Origin of the sequence: Lacihabitans lacunae (assembly GCF_042649125.1) — a bacterium.
GTDB classification, from domain to species: domain Bacteria; phylum Bacteroidota; class Bacteroidia; order Cytophagales; family Spirosomataceae; genus Leadbetterella; species Leadbetterella lacunae.
Genome location: NZ_JBHRYQ010000001.1, coordinates 963098 through 985017, shown reverse-complemented (window position 1 = coordinate 985017; position 21920 = coordinate 963098). Strand labels below are relative to the sequence as shown.

The window sequence follows — 21920 nt, the reverse complement described above, 5'->3', positions numbered from 1 at the left end:
TGCTATTCTAAATAGTATTTAGTTCGGATTAATACTTCCTTCAAACGATATTTTAGGTCTTTGTTGGTTATTGTTATTAGAAGGACTTGTTTCTTTTTCGTTAATTTTTTGCTTGTGATATTTTAGTCTTCTAATCTCTAAATTATATGAAACACCTAGGTAAACTAAAAATAAGCATATTAAAGAAAAACTAAGTTCTGTATTTGTAAAATAGGATCTAAGGAAATATGTAAATGAGGTAAGTATAACAGTGGTACAAATCATAATTATTGAGGTACCAATATGTGATAAGCCATTGTCAACCATAAGATGATGTAAGTGAAGTCTGTCTGCTTTAAATGGAGATTTTCCTTTTAATATACGCAAGCCAAAAACCCTTAGTGTATCAAAAATAGGCACGGACAGAAGTACAATTGCAATAACTGGAGCGTTTTTGTAAACTGAGTTAGGGTTTTGGTTGTAGACATTGAATTGTACAAATTGAATTGCCAAAACCGATATAATATAACCGACAATTAGAGAACCAGTATCACCCATAAATATTTTATTGGTGGGTGAAAAATTATATCTTAAAAAACCAACCAAAGATGCTGAAAGAGATAAACCTAGACATGCAAGAGACCATTGGTCATTCATGGCAAACCAAAGGCCAAAGCCTCCACTTGCAATCATTCCGATACCACCAGATAAACCATCGATACCATCGATAAGATTAAATGAGTTGATTAATGCGACAAAAAGGAAGATTGTAAATAGTATACTTATCAAATATGGTAATTCATGAACACCAAATATTCCAAAGAAGCTTGTAATTCTAAGGTCACTCCCAACTACTACAAGTACAGCAACTAAAACTTCAGATGCTAATTTTTTAAATGGGGCCAAAGCGAACATATCATCTTTGATGCCAAGAAAAAACAAAACCATAAGACCAAGGAAAACTTTGTGAAGGAGGAAGCCCTCATCAAAAAAGTTCCACATCATATAGCCAATCAAAGTTCCTGCAAATATTGCTACCCCACCAAATGTAGGTGTAGGTGTTTCGTGTGAAGACCTCTTTATGGGGTCCACCATTAATCCTTTCAGGTTGCAAATGTTAATAATTACAGGGATTGATCTCCAAGTAACTAAAAGTGCAAAAACCATTGATATAAGAATTTGAATACTTTTTTCTCCTACCAGGTTTTCGAATATTAAATTCATAAGTGTTTGAAGATTAATATATTTATCAAATATAAGCTCATTTAGATAATTCTAAAAACATTTTTTTAGAATATGAAGCTTTAATTTATTTAAAGGTTGTTTTTAATCGATTATTCGTTTTTTTATCAAAATCGCGGGATTCCCTTGGTATATTCCAGCGGTTTCCATGTCTTTTGTTGCTATACTGCCAACAGTCAGAATTGCATTTTCTCCAACAGTTACACCTGGACAAACCACTGTCTTGGCTCCAATCCAAGCTCCTTGTTTTATATATATTTCTGCAGGCATTAAATCGAAACTCGTTTTGCGGTAGTTATGATTGCCAGTAAGAAGCATCGCTTCTTGAGAAATACAAACATTGGATTCTAACGTTACCATTACAAAGTTATCTATCCATACTTTTTCTCCTACCCAAACGTAATCCTTTATTTCAAGAAACCACGGATATTTTATATTTACTTTTGGTTTAATCATAATTCCTTTACCTATTTTCCCTCCAAAAAGCCTTAAAATGGTTAATTTTAACGATACCGGTATTGGTAAATAGGTATTTAGAAATATTCTTCCAACAATAAACCAAAGTAAGAGTTTTACTTTATTTCCAGGATAATACCAATCTGTGTTAAAATTTTTAAAATCTACGGTCTTCATTTTTTAGCTTTGATTCAATCTTGAAATAAGTTCTGTACTTTTTGATCTTCCTTCTTCTAGTCTTGGTTTTAGGAATCGCTTCGTTGCTTCAAAATGCTTTTCATAGGCCCGCATGTCTCCAAGCTCCAATATGTTTGTCCATTCGTGAACCGCCGTATGAAACGCCAAGTCATCTTTCAATATTGACTTGTCTTTGAGGGCCGTGGTTATGGTTTCGTTCAATAACTCTTCATTTAAAAACAAATATTCTGCCAAACCTACACGCAGCTTAAACGGTGGCGTTTGACACACCATATTATTATACGGATTAGTTTTTAGATTCGCCCATGTGCATACCATTGCAAGTAAACTCAAGTGTGAGTTCGGTTTATGGTCATCGTCTGGATTTAGAGTATATTCATCCATAATTTCATCACTGAGCATTAGTTTTGAACTGTGATCTTTAAAAACTACATCCCTAGCTCGTAATATTTTTGAAATAAAACGCTCTCTATTTTCTGAAATCATCAGTCCGAAAAGCTCATTCTCTATTTCGGCATATTTTCTAACATCAGATTTTGCGAAGGGATTATGAAATGCTAAACCTGCATAAACGTGAGCTTTGTAGCTATAAATTCGCAAAGTCATCAACATTTTGATATTATCAATTCCGTTAACTTTTTGCGTGTTTTCCCAAGGATAAACCTTCCTGTGCATGAAAGCCGTTCCTATACTTTCGAAACCCACATGGGTAACTACTTGTATGTCCGCCATCATTTTATCGTGGGTGTCGGCGTTTTCTAGAATTTCTATTTTGGAACCAATTTGGGCTAAAATTTCAATTGCTACATCAAAAGCTTCTTTAGATGCTCTGTGATTAAATACTGCCATTGTTTGTCCCACGGGATTTACATTGGGACCAAATAAAGCATGTGAGCCTACTATTTGAGTGTCATTAGGAAGGTATTTTTCAAAAGCTCTAATTTCGGGATTTTTTACTGAGGTTTGCCCCGTAACTATTGCACCAAACTTAGTAGCATGCCCAGCAGATTTTACCACATTGTCAATATTTTCGGCCTCTACTGCATAAAGAATAAAGTCACATAATCGCGAAACATCTTCGGCATTATCAAGATAGGTGATGTTTATTTCGGCTAATTCTGATTTGATACTCACCATATTCTGGGGCAAGTCGCATCCATAAACATCAAAACCGCTGCCTGACCATCTTTTGGCAAACATTTTTCCCATGTCTCCTAGGCCAATAATCCCTATTTTCATTAATTCTACTTTTAAATGAGCTACCTATGCAAAAATACATTAAAATAGCTTTATAATAAAAAAGGCTCTGTGTAAACATTTACACAGAGCCTTTAAAAACTTTAAAATAACTTTACTTTATTCCGTATTTGCTATTGTATTTTTCTGCTAAACGCTTCTGTTTATCGTCAAGATTTACTTCAGCACCATTGATAAATGCTTGTTCAACTTTCGACGTACGCATGTCTAGGATGTCACCGGTTGAAATTATAAAAGTGGCATTTTTGCCTTTTTCAAGTGACCCAACCATTTTATCAATTCCCAATATTTTCGCATTGTTTAATGTAATCATTTTTAAAGCTTCTGCTTTGGTTAAGCCATGTCCAGCGGCATTTCCAGCTACATATGGCAAGTTACGCGTTCTCCAATACGATTCGTTGTAATACATACCCACCAATATACCTTTGGCAAATAGCTTAGCAGGAAGTTTGTAGGCTTCCCATACATCAGCATCCACACTTTCAGGAATCCTGTGTGTAGTAGGTAATAAAACAGGAATATTACTTTCTTTTAGCATATTAAGTGCAATTTCTGAACTAACCTCTCCTACTATTACCGGATACTTTATTTCAAATTTCTTGCAAAAACTTATTGCGTCCAGAACTTCTTTTTCTCCACCTACATTAATATATAGCCTGGTAGTGCTCGTAAATACATCTGCCAAAGCCGAAAACTTCAAATTGTCGAAGTCTTTTGGGTTACTTTGGTAGTTTTTAGCTTGGGTAAAAAACGTATTCAACTCTTCTATTTCAGGAGCATACTTTTCATTCTTCTTACGTTCTCTAGTAAATGTTTCCATATTAAAACTGTTTGCCATTTTAGCTGGCCAGTTTAACCACACTCCATCGTCTGCCTTCAATACGGCATCTTCCCAGTTCCAACCGTCTAGGTTCATAACAGACGAACGCCCCGGAATAGTACCTCCTTCTGGTGTAACTTGTGTTATTAAAACTCCGTTACCTCTTACCGTAGGAATTACCTCAGAGTCCGTGTTATAGGCTATCAAAGCTCTCACATTAGGGTTGAATTTCCCAATTTCTTGATAGTCTTGCGTAGTTCTTACCGCCGCTATTTCGTTAAGACCCAATTGATTATTTGGTGAAATGATACCTGGGTAGATATGCTTTCCTTTCACATCAACTATTATAGCGTTTGGATATTTACTGATTAGATCGGTAGACCCGATATCTAAAATTTTGCCTTTTTCAACTACTAATATCCCGTTTTTAATTACTTCTCCGGTTCCCGTATATATTTCGCTGTTGATAAAAGCGGTCTGATTTTTCATTTGAACACCTACTGCTGGGTTTTGAGCAAATAACCCCAGAGAAGACAAGAACAAACAAACAGACGATATTGAGATTATATTTAATTTCATATTCTTCTTCTTTAAATTCAATAATTATTTACCTTCAGTATTGTAGTTAGAAAAGTCCATTAACTCATATAACTCTACTGACATGCCACCAAACTCAAGCATACTGTCACAATGTACATGTGCTGGTTTTTTTCTTGTGTTTGGCTTTGCAGTTGGTGCTCCACTAGTTTTAGAAGCCAAAGCTTTTTGAGTTAATCTGTTTTTCTCAGCGTTTAACTCTTCCATTTTTTTGTCTTCTTTTGCCATGTCAAAATATACAGCACCGTCGATAATTGTTTTTTCTGGTTTTGCATAAATAGAAAGCGGATTATCTGTCCAAAGTACTAAGTCAGCATCCATTCCTTTTTTGATAGTTCCAAGTCTGTCATCTAAATGAAGCATTTTAGCCGGGTTTAAAGTAACTGTTTTCCAAGCCTCTTCTTCTGAAAGTCCACCATAGAGTATAGTTTTAGCTGCTTCTTGGTTAAGTCTTCTGGCCATTTCGGCATCATCCGAGTTTATGGCTACGTTTACACCTACTTTTGACATAATAGCGGCATTGTAAGGAATTGCCTCTTTAACTTCCATTTTGTATGCCCACCAGTCAGAGAATGTCGACGCGTTTACGCCTCTTTCTTTCATTTTATCTGCCACTTTATATCCTTCTAATATGTGCGTTAAAGTGTTTACTTTAAAGCCTAGTGAGTCTGCTAATTTAAGCAACATGTTGATTTCAGACTGTACGTATGAGTGACAGGTAATGTTTCTATTGCCGTCTAAAATCTCAACTAAAGTTTCAAGTTCAAGGTCTTTTCTAGGAACTTCTAAGCCAGTTTTAATTTTTTTGGAATTGTAATCAGCCCATGTTTTTTTGTAGTTAATTGCTCTTACAAAAGCATCTTGAATCACCTGCTCTACTCCCATTCTTGTGCTTGGGTATCTGTTTGGAGCTTGTGGCGAGTTTCCTCTTTTTACGTTTTCTCCAAGTGCAAATTTGATAAACTTAGGCGAATTTGGGATAATTAGCTTGTTTGCGTTTTCTCCCCACTTAAGTTTAATAATGGCAGATTGACCACCGATACAGTCAGCCGAACCGTGAAGAAGTTGCGAGGTAGTTACTCCACCTGCTAGTTGGCGATAAATATCAGTATCTTCAGAATCAATTACGTCTTCTTGTCTTACTTCAGAACTTACAGATTCTACTTCATTTATAGAAAACAAAGCGATGTGACTGTGCTCGTCAATAATTCCATTTGTAAGGTGTTTGTTGGTTCCGTCTATAACTTCTACACCAGCAGCTGCACTTAAGTTTTTACCTACTGCGTCTATTTTTCCGTTTTTGATTAACACATCTCCTACTATTCTTCCGTCTTTATCATTTGTCCAGATAGTTGCGTTTTTGATCAACATATCTTTCGACTTTGGTAGAGATTCGTTTCCAAAAGCTACGAAAGGATATATAACGTTTCCGATTTTTTCTGGTTTTTCTGTTTTGGCAGAATCAGCCTTCGCGGCATCGGCTCCTATGGTTTTTACTGCGGTCCAAACTAAATCAGCACCTTTGTCAGTTTTTCCTTCTCCTGATACTTTTCCATCTGTAGAATATCCAGTTAATCTAAAAATACCTTCGTCTTTTGGATTTCTTTTAAATGTCAGATTTAAAAAATCACGGTCTCTTTTGGTAGTAACCTTAATTTTAACAGAATCTGATTCTATAATTTCAATATTTGGCTTATCATTTTCACCTGTTATTTCCATTTTTAGGCTTTCAGTACCCAATGCTAGGCTATATGTACCGTTAATTTCGCTTAAGCTTTCGTCAGTGATTACATATTTTTGACCTTGTACCCAGTTTTCTAAAATTTTACTTTTTTCAGCAAATACATCATCTGAAGTAACTAAAAAGTTAGCGTATAGTCCTGTTTTAAGACTACCCACTTGATTGTCAATTTTAAGGGCCTTCGCCGGATTGCTTGTTAAAGCAGCCAAAGCGGCTTCTTTAGTCAAACCTAATTTAATGGCTTTTTTGATGTTTGTTAAAAATGTGGTTTTATCAACCAAGTCAGCCGTAGTAATAGAGAAGCTAACGCCATTTGAAGCCAAAGCTCCTAAGTTAGTTGGAGCCATTTCCCAGTGTTTAAGAGTTTCTAACGTTACCTCTTCTGCGTCCATAGGATCGTCTAGGTCTGGTGTTTTAGGGAAGTTTACCGGTACAATAAGGTGAGCACCTAAGGCTTTTACTTCACTTATTCTTTGGTATTCGTCACCACCTGTTTTTAAAATATATTTGGTATTAAACTCTGACCCAATTTTATCAGCTCTTAATAGATCAGCAAAACTATTTCCATCAAAAATAGAAGGAAAAGCTAAATTTTTTGCAAATGATTCAAGTGAAAGGTTTCTTTCTTTCGAGCTTCCGCCTTTTGTATACCAATCAGCATCGTAGTAAGTTTGTCTCAAAAGTGCCACACTGCCCATCAATGAAACTGGGTAACTTTGTGCAGATGATCCTTTTGAAAATGAATAATGACTAGAGACATCGCTTTTTAACAATGAAAGTTGATCTTGCGTGTCTTGTAATGAAAGTAAAGCAGAGGTTCCTCTAACGATACCATCTTGAGCGTGAGAAACTACAGCTCCAAAGCCCAGTTTTCTTAATTCACCTGCTTTTTTCGCATCTCCTACAAAGATTTCTGCGGCTTTCACTTCGGGCTTAAGTGCCTGATTCCAAGCGTAAGCTCCTTTTTTCTCTGATTCAAAGACCATGTCATAGTAACTTCTTCTACCTGCTCTTTTGATTTCAGGCATTCCATAGTCTGAATAGGCATCTACAAAAGAAGGGAATACATGTTTACCGCTTAAATCAACAACAAAAGCTGATTTAGGATAAGAAAAGTCTTTGCCTACTTTCTCAATTTTGTCATTTTTGAGTAGCATCCAGCCATTGGTTATGATGGTGGTTGCGTCAACATGAAGGGTGGCATTTTTTATTAAAATGTATTCAGATCTTTGGTCTGCAACTCCATTTGGATGGAAAGTAGCTTGTCCAAAAACTGCCATTGAAGAAAAATACCAAAAAAACAGAATCGGTACGATTTTTTTCATAAAAACTAGTTTAGTTGATTAATTAATAAAAATATATAAATCGGCTATTAAACAGAAATTTATGTTCGTTTTTCGATGAAAATATCGATGTAATGTCAATATTTGAGGATATACCAATTCTGACTCCCTTAAATAAGAAAAAGTAGTTTTAAACAAAAGGTTAAAATATTAGAAAGCCATTGTCAGAGAAAATTACTAGTTTTGAGAAAAAAAACATATTTAATGAAACCAACATTATTGATTTTAGCTGCTGGAATGGGCAGTAGGTATGGCGGAATAAAGCAATTAGATAGCTTCGGGCCAAATGGCGAAACCATTATAGATTATTCTCTTTTTGATGCTATTAGGGCTGATTTTGGAAAAATAGTTTTTATTATCAGAGAAGAATTACGAGCTGATTTTGAGAGCACTTTTGGAGCTAAATTAAAAGGGAAAATAGATTACGAATACGCAATACAAGGAAATGCATCATATGTACCTACTGAGCTAGGAACAATAGAAAGAGCAAAACCTTGGGGCACAGGTCACGCGGTTTTGTGTGCGTGGGATGCCACCAAAACACCTTTCGCGGTTATCAATGCCGATGACTTTTATGGTTTTGAGGCGTTTAAAACCATGTCAGATTTTTTAAGTTCAAATACCGATGAAACCGTACATGGTATGATTGGGTATCAAATTAAAAATACACTTTCTGAAAATGGTTCTGTGTCTAGAGGGGTTTGTGTAACCGACGAAAATGGGTTCTTAGAAATTGTTACTGAGAGAACACAAATTGTGAGACAAGAAGACGGAAAGATTGTTTTCCTAGACAATGGTGAGCCTGAAGTTTTGGGAGAAAATACGCCTGTATCAATGAATTTCTGGGGTTTTATGCCAAGTGTTTTTCCAGAAATTAAAACCCTATTTGAGGCATACGCAAAGGAAAACTTTAATATTCCGAAAGCGGAATTTTATATACCTAAAGTAATCAGTCATTTGATTGAAACCGAACAAGGGAAATGCAAGGTTTTTGAAAGTGCTTCTGACTGGTTTGGAGTTACCTATCCGGAAGATAAAGAGTTAGTGAAAGATGCACTAAGTAAATTGATAGAAAAAGGAAAGTATCCTTCGAAGTTGTGGTAAAGAAAATAGGCCTGAGCAGAAACTCAGGCCTATTTTGTTATTTAGCTTTTATAGATTCAATTATTTCTAATTGGTCAATAACTTGTTCTATTTTTATGATAGGTTCTGTGCCGTTGATAATTACGCTAGCAAAGTCTTCAAACAAATACCCCCAGTTTCCTGCAAAGGTTTCTATTTTTCCCTCCATTTCTAAACCTGCCAAATTAGTTTTTACTGTTCCGTTATTTGCTTTCGGTTCTACTCCGAAGCCGCTCATGTGAGGCCAATAGCCACTCACCAAGTGATCTTCTTGAACATCCATTCCGTATTTGGTAAAACTGCCTATCGTGCCGTTTATTACGTATTTAGGTCCTTGGTCTTTTACCATTAGACTAGACTTTAGGGTAACTTTTAGTTTGCCGTAGTCTAATCGTAAATCAAAGGCATCGTCTATTTCTGAATTTTCTCTTTGAGTAAATACTTCTCCTGTTACACTTTGTGGTTTTCCAAAAAGGTAAATGCTTTGGTCTATTAAGTGAGCTCCGAGGTCATATAAAATTCCGTTGGCAGGTGTTGCTGCTTCTTTCCATTTTTTAGGATTCAAAATTGGCTTGTATCTATCAAAGTGAGCTTCAAAACTCAATATTTCACCCAGCATACCAGACTCTATCACTCTTTTGACAGTCATTAGATCACTGTCAAATCTTCTGTTATGAAAAACATACAATACCTTATTTTTAGCTTTTGCTAGGTCCAATAACTCTTTAGCTTCTGCAGCTGTAGCAGTCATAGGTTTCTCTAATAAAACATGTTTGCCAGCATTGAGTGCTTTTTTTGCATAGTCATAATGTGTATTACTAGGCGAACAAATCGAAACCACTTCTATGGTAGTGTCATCAAGCAATTCTTGAAAATCGGATGCCTTCCCTACTCCTGGAAATAACTCCTGAGGTATGGGCTGCGAAGTAATTATACTTTTTAAATTAAAGTAACTACTAATCTGAAAAAAAGGTGCTTGGAGGTATCTACCCGATAGCCCGAAACCAACTAATCCTACATTTAACATATTTATATACTTTTGGTTGAATTTAAATTTACAATCGCATTTTTAATATAAAGTACCAGAAAAGCGAATTTATAGTTCTACTAAAATCTGATTTTTTAATATATCCTCCATGGTTTCCCTTGCTCTAACAAGGTGTACTTTTTCTTTGTAAATAAGAACTTCAGCAGGTTTGAATCTACTGTTATAGTTTGAAGCCATAGTAAAGCCATAAGCTCCTGCGTTTAAAAAACAAAATACGTCGCCTTGGTCGGCCGAAGGCATCATTCTGTTTTTTGCAAAATCATCTGTCTCACATATGTAACCCACTACATTGTATTCGGTGTCTTTGGCTTGTGTAGGTTTTGAAACGTTTATCACCTCATGATAGGCATCATACATCATCGGTCTAATCAAATGATTTAAACCTGTATTTAATCCAATTAATGTAAACGTTGGGTTTTCTTTAACCACATTAGCTTCTGCAAAAAGATATCCGCACTCACTCACTAAAAACTTGCCTGGCTCAAACCAAAGTTCAAGTTCTTTTCCATATTTGGTACAAAAAGTTTTAAACTCTTGGGTTAATATTTTTCCCAATCCGGCCATATCGGTTATGGCGTCTCCTTCTTTGTAGGAAACCTTAAAACCACCACCAAAATCCATATATTTCAAGTCTGGAAATGAAAACGCCAATTCCAGCATCACTTTTGCCGCGTCTACAAATGTTTGTCCGTCTTTTATGTCAGAACCGGTATGTTGGTGCAAGCCCACTACATCAAGGTTGTACTTATTTACCAAAGCCAAAATTTGGTCTTTCTGCTCTATGGCTATTCCAAATTTCGAATCCTTGTGACCCGTCATAATTTTGAGGTTTCCACCTCCAACTACATTCGGCCTGATTCTTAACATTACGGGAACGGTATTGCCGTATTTTTCTCCAAACTTTTCTAGGGTTGGCAAGTTGTCAATATTTACCAAAACGTCATTTTCTACACTATTTTCTATCTCATCAAAAGATACACCGCTAGAGGTAAAAGTGATTTGTTTTGGACTAAAACCTGCTTTTAGGCCAAGTTGAATCTCCTGAGGCGAAACCACGTCTAATTCTACACCCAAAGTTTTCATGAGTTTCAATACTGAAATATTGGTATTGGCTTTACACGCATACTTAATCTTCATATTTACATCCGAAAATGTACTTTTTAAGATGTTAACCTTTTCTTCTATTTTACTCCCATCATAGACATATAATGGCGTTTCAAATTCATTGCAAAGGTCTAAAACTGGGGTGTTTTGAATTACGTATTGATTATTCGCTAAGTGCATCTAAAATTTATTTTTTCGCAAAAATAGGCATTAGAATTAAATATTCTTGATATTATGAGAGCTTTAGATATTGATACTTTGATTAAAATTGTGAATTCTTAATTTTTTCCTAATATATTTTATAAAAGATTCTTGTAAATTGCCAAAAACTAACAATCAACAGATGAAATCAAATTTTAGAATTTTACTAGTATTATTTTCTTTTTTTCTTCAAAATGCTTACGCTCAGATTAAGTCAGGACCCATGCTTGGGTACTCCGATATGAAAGAGGTTTTGCTGTGGGTGCAAACTGAAAAGGCGGCAAAAGTGAAGTTTTGCTACTGGGATAAAGAAGCACCTGCAGTCAAATATTTTACAGATGAAGCATCTACTTCTAAAAATACGGCTTTTGTAACCAAACAAATAGCTGACCAAGTGCAGCCAGGAAAAAAATACGGCTATGAGGTATATGTAAATAATAAAAAAGTAGTTAGAAACTACCCAATGGAGTTCCAAACCCAAACACTTTGGCAGTTTAGAACCGACCCGCCTGCGTTTAAATTTGCAGTTGGAAGTTGCACATATACCAATGAAACAGAAGTAGACCGCCCCGGCACACCTTACGGAAAGGATATTCGTATTTTTGAAAAAATATATGACCAAAAGCCAAATTTTATGGTTTGGGGTGGCGATAATATTTATTTGAGAGAAGTAGATTGGTTTACTAAAACGGGAATCAATCATAGGTATACGCACTTTAAAAGTCAAAAAGAATTGCAACCACTTTGGGCCAATGTCCATCACTATGCCATTTGGGACGATCATGATTTCGGTCCAAATGATTCTGACAGAACATTTTGGGGCAAAAACATGACCTTAGAGTCGTTTAAGAATTTCTGGGGAAATCAAAACTATATTTTTGAGAACGAAGGAGTAACTGGTTCTTTTATGTGGGAAGATGTACAGTTTTTCTTAACTGACAATAGGTATTTCAGAGCTTCAAACAATTTGTTAGACGAAAATAAAGATTTTTTTGGCGAAAAACAGCTTAAATGGTTAATCGAGGCCTTGGCTACTTCTACCGCTCCGTTTAAATTTGTGATTGTTGGCGGGCAGGTTGTTAACCCTGCTCCAGTTTTTGAAAATATGGCCACCTTTCCAGGTGAAAGGCAAAGACTTTTAGCCGAAATTGAGAAAAATAAAATATCTGGTGTAATCTTCATTACGGGAGATCGTCATCACACTAACCTTCAAAAACTTGAAAGAGGATCAAATTATCCTTTATATGACCTAACGGTTTCGCCTTTAACTTCTTCGGCGGGTTCACCTATCAAAGAGGAATACGAGACTAAAACAATAGTTGAAGGTACGGAAGTGAACAATTCGCAGACTTTTGGTATTTTAGAAGTATCAGGCAAAAGAACTGATCGTGTACTTAAAATCAATATCATGGATGGCCAAGGAAATAAAAAATGGGACTATGAGATAAAGGCTCGCGATTTAAGAGCCAAATAAAGACCTTACATAAACTTCATCAGACAGATAAATGAATACAACCGAAAAGAAGAGAATCTATGTAGATTCGGAAATTACAAAACTAGAACGCTTAATTATACACAGTCCTGACAGTGGATTGGGTAAAGTGGTGCCTTCTAAAGCCCAAGATTGGCTATTTGAAGACATTATTCACCTTGACACTATGCGAAAAAAAGAATATGACTATTACGTAAAACTGTTGTTGTATTTTTTGGACCCAGAAAAAATTCAGAATAAAGCCGCTGCAATTAAGGCAGATACTAAAAGAGGATTTTTTAAGCCAAGTTCGCCTGATTATTTTAATTCAGACAAAGTTATTGAGTTTGAAACGCTTTTGGCAGATGTACTCAAAATGCCTGAGGTAAAACCACAGTTAGTGGCCGCAGTAAGTGCAATAGAGGAATGTTCATACGTGGAAATGAAGAAATTCATGGATTATGAAACCACCGAACTTTCCAAAATATTGATTACCGGAATGACAAACGAAGGTGAAATGTTTTTCCCTCCTATTCCAAACCTAATTTTTACGCGTGATATCGGTATCGTAATAAACGACCATATATTATTAAACAAACCCGCCAAAGCCGCTCGTTCGAGAGAATCGCTTTTGGCCAAGTATATTTTTTTCAATCACCCATTTTTTGAGGATTTAAGGGGGAAAATAATAGAAATAGAGGAAGACGAAGATCATTTTTTATTGCCAGAAGACGAGCAGAGCACACGTGTGGATACGCTAGAAGGCGGAGACGTAATGATGGTTGGTCCCGATCACCTTTTAATAGGCCTTTCTGAAAGAACGTCTGTAGAGGCTGCCAGACAGGTGATAAATAAGCTTTTTGAAAAAGACATCGTAAAAAAAGTCTCATTGGTAAAAATACCCGCCAAAAGAGACTACATGCACATAGACACTATTTTTACCCAAATAAAACGAAACGTATGGGTTTTATTAGGTTCATTGGGCAGAACTAACGAATTTGCTAATAAGGAGCTCGTTTGGGACGAATTGGGCCAAAGAATTACCCACGAGGAAATTTTGATTAAGCAGTTTTATAAAGAAGAAGGCGTTGTAAAACATCGCTCTTTTGAAAACTTAGAAAGTCTGCTCAAACATGTCTCAGAAGTTGATTTAAAATGTAAAGAACCTGTAGAGTTTATATATTCGGGTAATAATGCTTTTCCATACGGAGCTCGTGAGCAATGGACTGACTCTTGTAACCTTTTGGTAATTCAAGAGGGTGTAGCTGTTGGTTATGACAGAAATGATAAAACCATGGAGGCTTTTCAGGAAAAAGGCTTTGAAATCTATCGGGTAGAAGATATTCTAGAGCTTTTTGAAAGTGGACGCAAAGTGCCTTCTGAAATGAAAAACACCGTAATTATGTTGCCTTCGGCGGAACTTTCGAGGGCTAGAGGTGGCTCACATTGTATGAGTATGCCTATTTTGAGAAAACCTTTTTTTGAGAACTAACAACAAACCAAATATAAAACAATGCAAGAACAAGTAACTTCAAACCTAATAATGATAAGGCCAGTTCGCTTCTGCAGTAACAAGCAAACTGCGGAATCAAATGCCTTTCAAAATGATGTAAAAGTAGATGAAAACGAACTTCAAATTGCAGTTCAAACCTCATTTGATGAATTTGTGGAGCAACTAAGACTTAGAGATATTAACGTCAAAGTTTTTGAAGACACCTTAGAGCCACATACTCCGGATAGCATTTTCCCAAATAACTGGCTTTCCTTACATTTTAGCGGAAAAGCTATTTTGTACCCAATGGAGGCAGAAAATAGACGTGCTGAAAGAAGAACGGATATTTTGGATTATCTTAAAAAAGATTTTGATTTAGATGTGATTTTGGACTTTACACACTTCGAAAAAGAAGGAAAATATTTGGAAGGTACAGGCAGTTTGGTATTTGACAGAATGCACCGTGTAGCGTACGCATGTTTATCTACCAGAACAAACCAAGATGTGTTAAAAGCGTGGCAGAAACAGATGAACGGCTACGAAGTAGTTACGTTTTCGGCCAATGATAGAAACGGAGTGCCTATTTACCATACAAACGTAATGATGTGCATGGGAGAGACTTTCTGTGTGATTTGTTTGGATGCCATCACTGACTTAGACGAACGCCTTAAAGTAAAGAAAAAACTAGAAGCTACCTCAAAAGAAGTGATAGAAATCACGATGGATCAAATGGAGAATTTCGCCGGAAATATGCTTTTGGTAAAAAATGCTTCAGAAAAACGTTTTTTGATTATGTCAGAAAAAGCTCATAATTCTTTGACAAAAGCACAAATCAGAAACTTGGAAGATAAAGCTGAGATAATAGCGGTAGACCTCGGATATATAGAAACTATGGGTGGTGGCTCTGCTAGATGTATGATTGCAGAAAACCTGTTAGTAAAGAAATAAATAAATAAAATGCCCAGTGAGAAATTTCTTACTGGGCATTTTTATGTCTTTTTGTCAGATTTTCAATTCAAATTTCTCTTTTTAATCATTAAAAGAATTTGAAATTATATGAAAGTGAAATCAACGGAGCTCCAAATACCGTAAGCTTGTAAGCGTCAATAATGTTTCCGCGTGGTTTTAGGAATACCGAATACGCATTTTTTCGCCCATAAAGATTATAAATAGTAAAAGTCCAGTTTCCTTTCCAACGCTTTTTAGGATCCATCGATGGATTATAAATATTCCATGCGAAATCAAGGCGGTGGTAGTCAGGAATTCGGGCATTGTTTCTCAAAGAATAAAACGGATAAGACCTGTCTTGATACTGAATAAAGCCTTGTGGCATTGTAAATGGTCTACCGGTACTATAAGTAAAGTTAAAAGAAAAATCATGGTGTGAACCTTGGTTAATAACCACTGTGGCATTTACCGAATGTGGTCTATCGTAATTTGCTCTGTACCAATCTCCCAAATTTATTTGTTGCGAAACCGCTGGTCCCTCATTCACCATATTTAAGCTTCTGGAATACGTATAGTTTGCCCAACCGGTTAGTTCACCTTTCTTTTTCGATATCATAAACTCAAAACCATACGACCTATTTTTTCCTTGTAGAAGTTGACTCTCAGGATATTCTTGTAATAAGAAATCGGCACCCGGCTTATAGTCCACTATATTTTTAGTGAGCCTCAAATATGCCTCAACTGAGAATTCATAAATTTTTTGTTCCAACTCTTGAAAATACCCAATCGTATATAGTTTACTCACTTGTGGTTTTATGTATCCATCAGAAGTTTTCCACCTCGAAGTTGGCAAAGGTGTTGTGGTATTGGTTACAACCTGTAAATACTGCCTCATCAAATTGTACCCGATTTTTATAGATTTTTGCTCGTCTAATTGATATCTTAATCCAAATCTTGGCTCAAAACCTCCATATGAGTTCATGATTTTTTTGCCAGTTACAAACACCGTATCAATAAGTGAGATTTCGTCACGTGGCAATCCTGTAGCATATTCTCTGTATGAACCCGGTCCCAAATTCATAAAGTAAGAATATCGGACGCCCCCCGTTATCAATAGCTTTGGCCCCAGTTCTATTTCATCTTCTATATAAAGTCCAGTTTCAAGGCCGTTTTCTTTTTGGGTTTTTACCGAAGTAATGTTTGGGTTGGCTCCTGGGTCTAATTCTCCTGGGTTTATCAAATAATTTATCGCGTCGAAGCCTACTTCTAATTTGTGTTTGCCTTTAAAATAATTAAGATTGGACTTAAACTGTCTGTAGTTAACTCCTGATTTTATTTTCACTTTATTATCAGAATTTAACTCTGGCAATAGTGTTTCAGGTCTATAATTTGAGGTAATTAACTTAGTTTGAAGGTTTAAATTATTATTTATGGCATGAAACCAATTTAGGGTGTTATTAACCGTCTGGTACTGATATTGGGTATTTGTTGAGTTAATTTCGTTTATAGAACCCAACACGTCAGTTTGGAAAAAATCTTTGGAAACATAAGTAGAGAGCGTAAACGTATTTTTGTTATTGGGTTTATAGAAAATCTTAGATGAGCCATCGCCAAACTTCGCTTTTATGTTTTTGAGTTTGTCAGATGCCAAAGGAAGCAAAAAGTCATTAAAAGCTCCCCTTCCTGAAACCAAAATACCTAATTTATCTTTTATGATTGGGGTTTCTATTCTAATGCGGTTAGAAACTAGACTAATTCCACCTGACATTTTAAATTTTTCTAAGGATGGATTTGCCAAGCTTACATCTAAAACCGCAGCTGCTCTTCCCCCAAAACGTGTGGGTACATTTCCTTTGTACAAGTCAAAACTAGAAACTGCTTCAGAAGGAAATGCCGAAAACAAACCGAACATGTGGGTAGGATTAAAAATAGGTGCGTCGTCTAACAAAATCAAATTTTGGTCAGTTGCTCCTCCCCTAATATTTACGCCGTTTGCAGCTTCACCTACGCTGGTTACACCGGGTAGCATTTGTAGGCCTCTCAAAATATCTATTTCTCCCAATGCCGTCGGGATTTTACTTAAAGTTTTAATATTAAGAGAATTTACTCCTAAAATGGGTCTTTTAACCAACGCGTCGGCACCTTTGGTGCTTACTAGTACTTCTTCAAGGTCGTTTGAAACCTGTTGAAGACGAATGTTAAACACCTTGTCACTTTGACCAGAAATTACAGTTCTCCAAGGCCTATAACCTACAAATTTAATAACTATTGCCATTTCTTTTTTGGGAAAAGAGAAAGCAAACTTTCCTTTGTTATCTGTGGTGAGGTTCATTTGGCCATAGTTGACATTTATAGATGCTCCTATTAGTGGCTCGGCAGTCAATGAATCTAAAACCTGGCCAGAAATTGTTACGATATTCTGAGCGAATGCGTTAGTTGTCAATATGATAATAAAGATCCCAAGTATATATTTTTTCATTCTTTCTGTTTTTATTAAAATATCAATAATTAAAACCTCCAGCCTTCAGGCATTACGGGAGTGCGAGTTTCAGATTTTACACAAATTGCTCTTGGAGGCCTATTCGGGTCATCACCCGCTGGCTCGGGATTTACTAATCTACCTCCGTAAAATCCGAGTGGGGTAAATCCAATAGCATCTGTTCTATTTACCCACAGTCTTTTTGTTTTAGCGTTTCCTACTCTAAAGTATCCTCCCACACTTTCATATTTATCGTTTATGTTGGTAATGTTCCCAATCAAAGCAGCTGGTGGTGCATCGGCAAGCGTTCCATTTGTTTGAGATTGGCTTGCAAGTATCTTTAAATATCTAAACGCAGAAGGACTTACATTTTGCTGGGTGACTTCTATCAGAAATCCATTTGTTTGGAAATACGGAATTTTACCGATGAGCCTATTCTTTATTTCGTTTCCATTCGAATAAACATCACTCATTATGTTTATATCCTGCGATTTAAAAATATCCCAACAATTGCCATCGCAAGCATAATCGTAAATGGTTTCTGCTTCTCTTAATGCTGCAGTTTCAATACATTTCCCCTGAGGGGCAGGATATGTCACGTAATAACTTCCTTCACATGTTTTGCAATAATTCTGTTTTTCAAATAATTTCCATGACCAGAGATAATAATCGCCTGTTTCGGGAGAGTCTTTACTGTCAAGATAGATTGCGTGTGCCGGTAGTTTTGTGTTTCCTCTTGTGATACCTTCAGGTTCAAATTTTACACTTAATAGCGATATCTCAGGAGTTGATCTCATTTTCTCCTCCTCTGACTTATACGTTTTTCCATCGCTAAGTGTGATATTTAAAACATAGGTATTGCCTACAATGGTTTTAAAACCAATAGGCAAATAATATAGTCCAGGAGCTTTTTCTACGCAGTCGTATACTTTGTTTCCATTTTCTTTAATGCTCACTTTCGCAAGTTTTTCTGGAGCATAGGTGACATTTCCGCTACTCGGTAGCGATTTTTTGATAGAGATATATTGTTCACGATCTGAATCATCTATGGTTCCATCAATACTCAAAATACTGACATTAGTCGATATTTTGAGATTTATGGGCTCTACACATGCAATAGGTATGCTGATTGCAAAAATAAATGCAACAATTAATAAGGTTTTAGTTTTCATTTAAGCCATCCTTGGGGTTTTACGGCGGTTCTTGTTTTTGATTCTATACAGGGTGCAAAAGGCGGTCGAGATGTATCGGCTCCTGCCAATTCTGGGCTTGGTGCTCTGCCATTAAGTGTACCGTAAGGAACGGTACCATTCGCGTAATCGTCTCTTTTTAGCCAATAGTTATAGGTGGTTTTAGCTGCGACCACAAAAAAGCCACCCACGGCTTCTACGGAGTTATTTATGTTTTTTATGTTGCCTATTAATCCTGCTGGGGGGGTATCTGCTAGCGAGCCATTGTTTTGGTTTTGCTGTATTATCAGATTAAAATAGTCAAAGGCACTTTTTGAAATTGAAAATTGCTGGATTTCGACCACGCACTCTTTAAACTGAAAAAATGGGATTTCAGCTACCAAGCGGTTTTTGATTTCACCCGAATTGGTATAAATGTCGCTCATAATATTTACTTTGTTACTGAATATTATATCCCAACAATCGCCCGAACATTGATAATCATAGGTGATATTTCTTCTTTTTAAGTTAGCATCGTCTATACACACGCCCAATGGAAGCGGGTTGTTGTAGTATTTTCCTCCTTGACAAGATATGCAGTAAGATTCCTTCTCATACATTTTCCATTGCCATAAATAGAAGTCGCCTTCAGTGGGATTGTCTTTGGTGTCAATAAAAATTTCGTGACCGTCGAGCATGCTTTGTTCCCATGCGATTGATTTAGAAACAAATCTTGAGTAAACATTACTTATAGGTGGCACATCTTGAGAAGTTTCAATGGATGATTTGTATTCGCTGCCATCAGCAAGCGTAAAGTGAAGTTGATATTCTGCCCCTATTTTGGTTTTAAATTTTGTTGGTAAAAGATATGTACCTTCCGAAGAAAACGAGCAAGAGATTATGTTGCTGCCGTTTTCTATAACTTCTACTTTTGCATTATCTATTCCCACATATTCGATACTACTATTCGAGGGGAAATTATATTGAAGGGTTATGCTTTGGTTATCGTCAATGTTGTTTAAATCAGCTTCAATAAATAAAATTTTATCTTTTGTATTTAAATTTATCTCAAAAGGCTCAACACATGCAAATAATAAGGTAGAAAATATAAATAGGAAAAGAAACTTTGGATTAACCATTAAAAGGCAAAATAAGGTACTGATAAATTTACACCTTAAATGTACTTTAAAAATATTTAACTTTGGTTATTTGAAGTTGAATCTGCTGCTTATAAAGTATGAAACGAAATAATTTGAAGATGAAAATATTTTTACTTCAATACAAAACCTTGCTTAGATAGTTTTGGGTCAAAAAACACAATCCCTATAAAGAAAAAATCAAGCGATATTCTTACTTGAGGATGTGATTTTATTTGTTTCCATGCCTTTTTCATGCCTTCTGACCAATAAATATCGTCAAAAACAAAACATGACTTTTCATGAGCTTTGGTTAAACACCACTCAAAGTATTGAATTGTTGGCTCATATTGGTGATTAGCGTCAAAAAATACGAGGTCTACATGTTCTATTTCGCTCAATAACTTCGGAAGGGTCTCATTAATGTTTCCTTCGTGATAGTTTACATTTGAAATACTCAATTCACGGTGATTCGCTTTAGCCAATGCATTGATATTTGGACAACCTTCAAAGGTGTCTATTGTTGCATTTTGGTTTATTTGAGATATGTATGCTGTAGTAAAACCAACAGAAGTGCCGAGCTCTATTATTTTATCATAATTGTAATGTTTGGCTATTTTGGCTATCAAAGTTGCCCATTTTAGTGGTTTAGAAGAGCTTTTAGTTATAGAAGCTACTGACCTTTTGTTGCTATTGAAAAATCTCGAGCCCGCCCCAAAGTCTTGGATTTCTATCTTTTCAGAATTTGAGAGATTTCTTTCTCTTAAACGCTCTATTTTATCAATCTTATCCGAATTTTCTTTTGACTTAAAAACATTGTTATAAAAATCAAAAACAAAAGGCGAATGTATGCCGTGAGCATTTTTTGCCTTAAAATAATACTTAATGAAGTCTAAATACACAGATTAGTTAAGAATATAGGGTACAATCATCACGAATTTAGGAATTATAACTTCTATTTGTTTTCCATCTATAAGTCTTTCCATATAAAACTCACCTTCCATTTTACCAATTACGGAATTAAAGTTACACCCCGAAACATATTCGTGCGATTTGCCAGGCTCTATAACGGGCTGAATTCCTACTACTCCGTCTCCTTTGACTTCGTATTTGTGATAGGTGGCATCAAAAATCTCCCACCTACGTCTCATAAGTTGAACCGTGGCGTCAGAGTTATTTTCTATTTTTATTCGATACGAAAAAGCAAAGTGATATCGAGAAGGATCCGAATAAAATGGTTGATATTCGGTCACTACACTTACTTTAATTCCATTGGTGACTGCTGCTACCATATACTTTAGTTTTACTTATTACAACCGCACGTGACTATTTGTTACGTAAATAAAATAATATTTTTAAAAGAATTCAATTTTAATTGATAAATGTTATCTTTTTCAAGACTTTTGCTCACTTTTTATTAATTATATGCATTTAAACATAGAATCTTCTTGGCAAAAATATTTATCTGAAGAATTTACCAAGCCCTATTTTGTAGAGCTTTTAAGTTTCATAGATAACGAATATAGTGCCCAAGTATGTTATCCACCCAAAAGTTTAATTTTTAATGCTTTTAATCAATTCCCGTTGGGTGATTTGAAAGTTGTAATTATTGGGCAAGACCCCTACCATGGACCTGGGCAGGCAAACGGGCTTTGTTTTTCGGTAAATGACGGTGTTAAGTTCCCTCCTTCACTCGCAAACATTTTTAAGGAGTTAAAATCCGATTTAGGGATTGATATTCCGTTTTCTGGAAATTTGGAACGATGGGCAAAACAAGGCGTTTTATTGCTCAATGCCACGTTGAGTGTAGAGGCCGGAAAAGCAGCTTCACATCAAAAAAAAGGTTGGGAGACTTTTACGGATGCCGTCATTAAAAAAATAAACGATAGTCAATCGGGTGTAGTTTTTTTACTTTGGGGCAGTTATGCCCAGAAAAAAGGAGAAATAATCGATTCTAACAAACACTTTGTGTTAAAGGCCAAGCATCCTTCGCCATTATCGGCTAACTTTGGGGGTTGGTTTGGAAACAAACACTTTTCTCAAACCAACACATATTTGATCACAAATGGGAAAACTCCCATTTCATGGTAATAAAAAAATCGTTATTAATATTAGAA

General features: G+C 35.8%; 17 protein-coding genes. 5 read left to right on the top strand and 12 right to left on the bottom strand.

Features of this window, described 5'->3' with window-relative positions:
* Positions 1-18 precede the first annotated feature (18 nt).
* From ACFOOI_RS04130 to ACFOOI_RS04110, 5 genes are all read right to left on the bottom strand, one after another.
* Entirely contained in the window at positions 19-1203 is a 1185-nt protein-coding gene (locus ACFOOI_RS04130; RefSeq protein ID WP_379835401.1) for a glycosyltransferase family 4 protein, read from the bottom strand.
* A gap of 102 nt (positions 1204-1305) precedes the next feature.
* Positions 1306-1854, bottom strand: coding sequence for a WcaF family extracellular polysaccharide biosynthesis acetyltransferase (locus ACFOOI_RS04125; protein ID WP_379835400.1), 549 nt, complete (start codon positions 1852-1854; stop codon positions 1306-1308).
* Between the two features lie 3 nt (positions 1855-1857).
* Positions 1858-3114 carry a prephenate dehydrogenase/arogenate dehydrogenase family protein gene (locus ACFOOI_RS04120; protein ID WP_379835398.1) on the bottom strand — a complete coding sequence of 419 codons (1257 nt, stop codon included), beginning with the start codon at positions 3112-3114 and terminating at the stop codon, positions 1858-1860.
* Positions 3115-3226: 112 nt separating this feature from the next.
* Complete coding sequence (locus ACFOOI_RS04115) at positions 3227-4531, bottom strand: amidohydrolase family protein (RefSeq protein WP_379835395.1); 1305 nt, start codon at positions 4529-4531, stop codon at positions 3227-3229.
* 24 nt (positions 4532-4555) lie between these two features.
* Entirely contained in the window at positions 4556-7615 is a 3060-nt protein-coding gene (locus ACFOOI_RS04110; RefSeq protein ID WP_379835392.1) for an amidohydrolase family protein, read from the bottom strand.
* A gap of 222 nt (positions 7616-7837) precedes the next feature.
* On the opposite strand from ACFOOI_RS04110, the gene ACFOOI_RS04105 reads away from it, so the two are divergent.
* Positions 7838-8737, top strand: coding sequence for a nucleotidyltransferase family protein (locus ACFOOI_RS04105; protein ID WP_379835389.1), 900 nt, complete (start codon positions 7838-7840; stop codon positions 8735-8737).
* A 37-nt stretch (positions 8738-8774) separates the two neighbouring features.
* Here the strand turns inward: ACFOOI_RS04105 and ACFOOI_RS04100 are convergent, their stop codons facing one another.
* Positions 8775-9782, bottom strand: coding sequence for a Gfo/Idh/MocA family oxidoreductase (locus ACFOOI_RS04100; protein WP_379835386.1), 1008 nt, complete (start codon positions 9780-9782; stop codon positions 8775-8777).
* 69 nt (positions 9783-9851) lie between these two features.
* Complete coding sequence (lysA, locus tag ACFOOI_RS04095; RefSeq protein WP_379835383.1) at positions 9852-11087, bottom strand: diaminopimelate decarboxylase; 1236 nt, start codon at positions 11085-11087, stop codon at positions 9852-9854.
* 163 nt (positions 11088-11250) lie between these two features.
* Between lysA and ACFOOI_RS04090 the strand changes: the two genes are divergently transcribed.
* The 3 genes from ACFOOI_RS04090 to ctlX are packed head-to-tail and all read left to right on the top strand — an operon-like array spanning position 11251 to position 15019.
* Positions 11251-12582 carry an alkaline phosphatase D family protein gene (locus ACFOOI_RS04090; protein WP_379835381.1) on the top strand — a complete coding sequence of 444 codons (1332 nt, stop codon included), beginning with the start codon at positions 11251-11253 and terminating at the stop codon, positions 12580-12582.
* 31 nt (positions 12583-12613) lie between these two features.
* Entirely contained in the window at positions 12614-14071 is a 1458-nt protein-coding gene (locus ACFOOI_RS04085) for an arginine deiminase family protein (protein ID WP_379835378.1), read from the top strand.
* A gap of 21 nt (positions 14072-14092) precedes the next feature.
* Positions 14093-15019 (top strand): citrulline utilization hydrolase CtlX, encoded by a 927-nt coding sequence (gene ctlX, locus ACFOOI_RS04080; RefSeq protein WP_379835375.1) that lies wholly within the window; start codon positions 14093-14095, stop codon positions 15017-15019.
* An 88-nt stretch (positions 15020-15107) separates the two neighbouring features.
* Here ctlX and ACFOOI_RS04075 read toward each other — a convergent pair whose 3' ends face one another.
* The 5 genes from ACFOOI_RS04075 to apaG all read right to left on the bottom strand — a co-directional run bounded on the left by ACFOOI_RS04075 (position 15108) and on the right by apaG (position 21095).
* On the bottom strand, positions 15108-17498 hold the full coding sequence (locus ACFOOI_RS04075; RefSeq protein ID WP_379835372.1) for a TonB-dependent receptor: 2391 nt from the start codon (positions 17496-17498) through the stop codon (positions 15108-15110).
* A gap of 29 nt (positions 17499-17527) precedes the next feature.
* Positions 17528-18670: a DUF4249 domain-containing protein gene (locus ACFOOI_RS04070; protein ID WP_379835370.1), complete on the bottom strand. Its 1143-nt coding sequence runs from the start codon at positions 18668-18670 to the stop codon at positions 17528-17530.
* Positions 18667-19806: a DUF4249 domain-containing protein gene (locus tag ACFOOI_RS04065; RefSeq protein ID WP_379835367.1), complete on the bottom strand. Its 1140-nt coding sequence runs from the start codon at positions 19804-19806 to the stop codon at positions 18667-18669. The genes ACFOOI_RS04070 and ACFOOI_RS04065 overlap by 4 nt, the downstream gene beginning before the upstream one ends.
* A 131-nt stretch (positions 19807-19937) precedes the next feature.
* The gene (locus ACFOOI_RS04060) at positions 19938-20705 is read right to left on the bottom strand and encodes an O-methyltransferase (protein ID WP_379835364.1); all 768 of its coding nucleotides are present in this window, start codon (positions 20703-20705) and stop codon (positions 19938-19940) included.
* Between the two features lie 3 nt (positions 20706-20708).
* The gene (apaG, locus tag ACFOOI_RS04055) at positions 20709-21095 is read right to left on the bottom strand and encodes a Co2+/Mg2+ efflux protein ApaG (RefSeq protein WP_379835362.1); all 387 of its coding nucleotides are present in this window, start codon (positions 21093-21095) and stop codon (positions 20709-20711) included.
* 133 nt (positions 21096-21228) lie between these two features.
* Here apaG and ung point away from each other — a divergent pair, with 133 nt between their 5' ends.
* Complete coding sequence (ung, locus tag ACFOOI_RS04050) at positions 21229-21894, top strand: uracil-DNA glycosylase (protein WP_379835359.1); 666 nt, start codon at positions 21229-21231, stop codon at positions 21892-21894.
* Positions 21895-21920 lie beyond the last annotated feature (26 nt).